This is a genomic window from Aneurinibacillus aneurinilyticus ATCC 12856 (assembly GCF_000466385.1).
GTDB lineage: Bacteria > Bacillota > Bacilli > Aneurinibacillales > Aneurinibacillaceae > Aneurinibacillus > Aneurinibacillus aneurinilyticus.
Map to the genome: position 1 here is coordinate 1 of NZ_KE952684.1, position 5,538 is coordinate 5,538.

Annotated in this window: 5 protein-coding genes and 1 pseudogene; 4 read left to right on the forward strand and 2 right to left on the reverse strand. The window is 35.8% G+C overall.

Features of this window, described 5'->3' with window-relative positions:
• The first annotated feature begins 105 nt into the window (after positions 1–105).
• From HMPREF0083_RS02840 to HMPREF0083_RS02850, 3 genes are all read left to right on the forward strand, one after another.
• Positions 106–1,749, forward strand: a complete 1,644-nt coding sequence (locus HMPREF0083_RS02840) for a recombinase family protein (protein WP_021619497.1) — start codon at positions 106–108, stop codon at positions 1,747–1,749.
• Between the two features lies 1 nt (position 1,750).
• Positions 1,751–2,260 (forward strand): JAB domain-containing protein, encoded by a 510-nt coding sequence (locus HMPREF0083_RS02845; protein WP_021619498.1) that lies wholly within the window; start codon positions 1,751–1,753, stop codon positions 2,258–2,260.
• 409 nt (positions 2,261–2,669) lie between these two features.
• Positions 2,670–3,140, forward strand: coding sequence for a hypothetical protein (locus HMPREF0083_RS02850; protein WP_021619499.1), 471 nt, complete (start codon positions 2,670–2,672; stop codon positions 3,138–3,140).
• Between the two features lie 134 nt (positions 3,141–3,274).
• Here the strand turns inward: HMPREF0083_RS02850 and HMPREF0083_RS30030 are convergent, their stop codons facing one another.
• A complete protein-coding gene (locus tag HMPREF0083_RS30030) occupies positions 3,275–3,511 on the reverse strand; it encodes an IS3 family transposase (RefSeq protein WP_081695985.1) in 237 nt (78 codons plus the stop codon).
• A gap of 196 nt (positions 3,512–3,707) precedes the next feature.
• Positions 3,708–3,827, reverse strand: a pseudogene (locus tag HMPREF0083_RS30035) (IS66 family transposase); the annotation flags it as partial.
• A 1,063-nt stretch (positions 3,828–4,890) separates the two neighbouring features.
• On the opposite strand from HMPREF0083_RS30035, the gene HMPREF0083_RS02865 reads away from it, so the two are divergent.
• Positions 4,891–5,529, forward strand: a complete 639-nt coding sequence (locus HMPREF0083_RS02865; protein ID WP_081695986.1) for a 4Fe-4S single cluster domain-containing protein — start codon at positions 4,891–4,893, stop codon at positions 5,527–5,529.
• Positions 5,530–5,538 lie beyond the last annotated feature (9 nt).

The window sequence follows — 5,538 nt, forward strand, 5'->3', positions numbered from 1 at the left end:
TCTTAGTGTCCAATTTCTCTAGGGGGCTAAAGAGAAACCTTATCGATATATTATCGGACTTATTACTGGATTTTATTAAATCAGATAAAGGGGAGGGTAAATAAAGTGAAAAAGGTTGTTATTTACGCAAGGGTATCAACAGCAGAACAGGCAGAGGAGGGGTATTCAATCGAGGCACAAATAGATGCGGTAAAGAAAAAATGTGGGCAAGAAAATAGGCAAGTTATAAACGAATATATTGATAGGGGAATTAGCGGCAAATCCATTGAGAAACGGGAAGCCCTTAAAAGATTGATAAAAGATGCTAAAACAGGACAATTTGAAGAGGTCTGGGTGTGGAAGACAAATCGACTAGCAAGGAATCATTTAGATTTGTTAAAAATTGTTGATGAATTAGGCAAGTTTAATGTTGACTTCAAGAGTTGTTCTGAGGCTTTTGATACCTCTACCCCTACGGGTAAATTGATGATGAATTTATTAGCTTCAGTTGGGGAGTTTGAGCGAGAAACAATAGTTGAAAATGTTAAAATAGGAATGAAACAGAGGGCTAAAATGGGTAAATGGAACGGTGGTATAGTGTTGGGCTACCAATCCGTGAAGGATGGACATGATAAAGAAAAATCTAAACTTGAGATTGTTGAAGAAGAGGCTGAAATAGTCCGTATGATATTCCAACTCTATGCAAGTGGAAGAGGATTGAGAAGCTTGGTAAACCATATAAATCAGTTAGGGTATAAAACTAAGAAAGGTAACATGTTTGCAATTGCAACAATAAAGGGAATTCTCCAAAACCCAATATATATTGGAAAGATTAGATATAACCGCATGCAGAATTGGAATGAAAAGAGGAGAAAGGGTAAAAATGCAAATCCAATAATAGTAGATGGTGAACATGAACCAATAATAGGTATTGACCTATGGAATAAAGTCCAAAAAATTTATAAAGAAAAATCACAAAAGCCTATCAGGAATTTTAGCGGTTCTTATCCCTTAACAGGTCTTTTAAAATGTCCTGAATGTGGGGCATCGATGGTTGCTGGAGTAACTAAAAAAAGGCGTAAGGATGGAAGTTATAATGTTCATAAGTATTATTATTGTGGGGAATGGAGGAATAAAGGGATTGCTGCTTGTCGTTCCAATGGTATAAAAAAAGACTATATTGAGGAAGTTGTGTTTAATAAGATAAAGGAAATCTTGTTTGATGAATATATATTAAAGGACGTGGTTTCCAAACTGAATAAAAAGAGTAAAGATATTATAAAACCATTGACGGATCAGCTTAAAAGTATTGAAAAAAAGCTTAATTCCCTAGAGACTAAAAAGACAAAAATATTTGATCTATATGAGGATGGAATTATCAATAAACAGGATTTGGCTGTTAGGTTAAAAGAAACGACTCAGAAAGTTGAAACGGAACTAATAAATAGGGAGAAAATTCAGGAGCAGCTTAATCAGAGTAATTCTGCTCCAATAGACTACAGGATGGTGAAGGATTTAATGTATAATTTTAACTCCATCCTGAAAGAAGCGGGTGTAGAAAAAAAGAAGCGGGTATTGAATCTTGTGGTTCAACAAATAAAAATGAATCCAGACCGTACAGTGAAAGCAATAATGCTTAATTTTGATGAAAGGACAAAAAGATATTTAGTCCATGAAGAGGATGAGTCGGCAATCGACTCATCCTCTTTTAATATTTCTTTGGAAATTAATTTCAACTCAAATACATCTATAAAAAGAAGGAGCAATTAAAATGAATAATTATGTATCGTCAAAAAATGAGCAATTAGAGTTAATTGGTCAAGAGCGCTTATTAAAACAACCTGCAAAACGAGTAAATATTGTCAGTCTAAGACTTATTAAGGAAGACAGCTTCCTATACCATGAGAGGAATGTCAAGTCACCTAAAGATGCTTATAGGCTTTTAAAGCGGTTTTTAATTGATGTAGATCGTGAATATTTTCTCGTTGTTTGTTTAGATACAAAAAATCAACCTACGGCAATTAATGTCTGTCACATTGGAAGTTTAAACGCTAGTATAGTTCATCCAAGAGAGGTACTGAAGCCAGCAATTCTCTCTAACTCAGCTTCTATAATTGTAGCTCATAATCATCCTAGTAACGATCCAACACCAAGCCGTGAAGATATTGAGGTAACCAATAGATTAGTTGAAGCGGGGAAAATTATAGGGATAGGAGTTTTAGATCATCTAGTTATTTGTTCCGATAGCTTTGTATCATTAAAAGAAAAAGGATATGTTTAATTTGCGGGGTCACTGAAAAAGTCCATCTAAAGAAAAAAGAAGCTGATTACCTACTGTATGTAGATAATTATCTCCTTTTATTTGCTATATATCGATAAAAATGCATGTTAATTATTCGAAGTGAACACTTTTTCAGTGACATCTTAATTTACAAAGTGGCATTTTTTATATGAAAATATACCTAATTAAAAATTTGGTTATGATATACTTTATTTGAGGTTATCCCCAATGTAGGATTTTTTTAAAATGAAAAAAGGGGGGAACATACTTGTTTTAGATAGTAAATCCGAACTTTTAAATCCAGGTAGGGAGAATGTATGGTTGCTCATAGAGTTCTTTGGGGTCAATTAACAATGGAATGTATTCGTGAGCAATTTTAGGATGAAAACACGATCATCGAGAGGGTGTTATGAATTTTATGAAAAAATCAATATTCCTATTATCAGTTTTTATGATATTAACATGTATAATTTCGACAGAATCTTATGCCAAGAGTAAAAATTTTAAAAGTTACCAGGGGAATTGGAGTTATAAGAGTAAGGTTGGAAAATATGGTCACTTGGGTTTAATGTTAAATATAAAATTTAAAAATAATAATACAGCAAGTATAGAAGTGACGAGTGATTATTTTCTTCCGTTAGATGATACTAAAAAGAATTTTGAAAACGGTGTAGGTAAGATGCGTTCTGCCTTAGTAGAAACTCAATTAATTTTCAATCAAAATGGAGTGGCTACTAAAAAATACAAAGATGAGTACAGTAATGGGATACTAACTGTACAACTAAAGGGAAATAAAATGCTCCTTAAGTGGAAGGATATAGAATATATAAGTGAATATTCTATCCCAGAGGGGGACTATATTTTAACCAAAGTTAAATAGAACGAGGGGTAATGAATTTGGGAAATTCCTTGTTTAAAATTCCGGGTTTTCGAACAAAGGAAACCCGGAAAATAACTATTATTGTTCTAGGATACCCCTTTATGATAGTAGTGATTGCACCCCTATGATCCCCATTAGACAAAGGGTGGACCTCTGTCAATAGATTGGACACATGGAATCGAGGGAATTACGCTACTGAATGGTACATACGCTCGTATTGATTGGGTGTGAAGTACACGGGCGGAGAATAGATTCTCTTTCCATTGTAGAAACACAATGTATTCAAAAATACGTTTCTTCGCCTCTGCTCGTGTTGGACAGGTTTCAAGATAAATGAGTTCTTTTTTTAGTACACTATAAAAGGATTCAATACAGGCGTTATCATAACCGGACTCATGCTACCTTTCATATCATAGGTTGTATAGACGTTTCTGGTACTCGCGTGACGCATACTGGCTGCCCCGATCCAAATGATGTAGTACTTCGTTCCGCGGTCGCTGATGCGGATACGCTTGAGCCAACGTCGTATCTTTTCAATCGGGTTCGGTTCTGGTGAATAGGGTGAAAAAACGCCTGCGGTCCATGGTCACTCCGAAATGTGCCTGAAATTTTTTGCTTCGTTTTAGCCATGCGTACATCCCGTTCCATCTGATTGTTGCCAAAGGTAACCACCAATCGACCAGAAAAGCAAGTACCTCCTTTGTATATCGATTGAGCCGACCATATAGATTTTTTGCAGGATGTTACTTCCTTGTTTCTGATTGGAGATCCCCCCATCCCAAGCGGCGGAACAATCTTTCCGCACCCTTGGGAAGTCGATTATACGTTGCTTTTCAGCAATCTGCATTGGCGGCACACGATATAGCTCTTACTTCCTTGTCCAAAAGGAGAAAGGCGATTATATCATGTGCTCGTATCTAGCCATATTCCCCCCACATTACCGTTAACTCCCGTAAGTGATGGAAGGTATGTTTACTGGAATAGGGGAAGTAAGGCGACCACGTATAATGGACAATTGCCCATTGGGAATTATGGGGGATATTCATGGTGTCTATCGTCTTTTCCCTCAGCTTGGATGAATCAAATACGCCATAGTCTGTGGGGTACTGGCCACATGGAGCCGGTGCCGTTTTCTTTCTACGCGTATGCTGGCTTTATCAAAATGAAGGATAGTCGGTCACCGAATAAACCACAATATGCTCCGGATTCCCTACACGTTCTAAGGTATGACTGATATGTTTAGATTGTCCATCGGTTTTTCGATTGGTTTTTTGCTGTAGACTTTTTGTTTTTGACTTACGGGATTCGTCGGTAGAAGGCGGCTTGTGACTGCTTTTGGAGTTTTTTACTCTGGTTTTCGAGTTGTTCTACATGACATTGTAATTTTTCTATTTCATCAAAAAGGACAGTCAAAACAGCAAGTACAGTTTTTGGATCTTGATGATATATGTCAGGTATCTCTTGACGATTCAATAGCTGTGATTTTAAATGGAGTTAACATACGCTGAGTTTAAAAAAATAGGTAATTGTTTCGAAATGTTTATTGGGGGCTGAACTTGAAAATGAAAGGGATAGGAAGGTATCGGATACTCTTTTTTAGTATCCGCTCTATTTAAATTCCTGATTTTGGATAAACATATTCTTTGTGTATTGATGAAGAAATATTAAAATAGTTACATTGCCCTTGTGGTTAGGGAATACTTTATAGCTTAAATGGACTACCATTAAAAATTATAGGTAGGTGATTTTTTTGCCTTCAATTCGTATTTCCAGAATTGAGAAAAGAACAAGAGTAGAGGGACCAGGGTTACGTTATTCAATTTGGGTACAAGGCTGTCCTATTAGGTGTGAAGGATGTTTTAATCCTCATACATGGAATATGGAAGGAGGAGTTATTAAAGATATAGACGAAGTATTCTATGATATTAAAAATACTTTAAAAGCAAGCCCTGAACTTGAAGGTGTTACATTTTTAGGAGGAGAACCTTTTAGTCAGGCCAATGAGCTTAGTATCCTTGCGAAAAAATTAAAGGAAATTAACTTATCAATTGTTACATTTTCAGGTTATGACTATGAAACAATTATTAGGTCGAATAACCCAAGTTGGAACCGTTTATTAAAAGAAACTGATTTACTGATAGATGGTCCTTATATTCAAGAGTTGCATGATCTTAGTCGTCCTTGGATTGGTTCCAAAAATCAACAATATAGATTTCTTACTGACTTTTATAAAAAAATAGAAGAAGTGATACCCTTTATTCCGAATAAACTTGAAGTTCGGTTGTATCCAGATGGGACCATTACCGCAAACGGTATGGCACATTCACTGGATTTACATATGTTACAGCAGCTAGGTTATATACGAAAGGAGCATTCCTGTAATGAATGAAAATGCGAT